Annotated in this window: 1 protein-coding gene; it reads right to left on the bottom strand. The window is 55.2% G+C overall.

Annotation, left to right across the window (positions count from 1 at the left end; genetic code table 11):
- Positions 1 to 2: 2 nt before the first annotated feature.
- Positions 3 to 188 carry a hypothetical protein gene (locus tag AC5ZG5_RS46590; RefSeq protein WP_130229592.1) on the bottom strand — a complete coding sequence of 62 codons (186 nt, stop codon included), beginning with the start codon at positions 186 to 188 and terminating at the stop codon, positions 3 to 5.
- Between the last annotated feature and the right edge of the window lie 91 nt (positions 189 to 279).

Genomic DNA, 279 nt, shown 5'->3' with positions numbered 1-279 from the left:
ATTCAATCGTTGAGGTTTATCGAGGAAGCCGCGATGGCTTGCTCCACTTCCTTCACCAATGCTCGGTGATGTTCGGCCAGCTTGGCGAAGAGCGCTTTCTTGGTCGCGTTGGTCGCGAGCTTGCTGATTAAATCGCACTCCGCCGCTTCATTGCGAAGCTTCTCCAAGTGCGCTTGCATGTCTTTCATGAGTCGGTCCCCCGGACGGCGGGAAGATTAGGCAACATGGAATCCGCTGGCAACCCCCTGAGAAGCGACGAGATCAAGCCAAATCACGTTC

Source organism: Bradyrhizobium sp. Ses1, from assembly GCF_059512365.1.
This window is presented reverse-complemented; position numbering and strand designations above follow the sequence as displayed.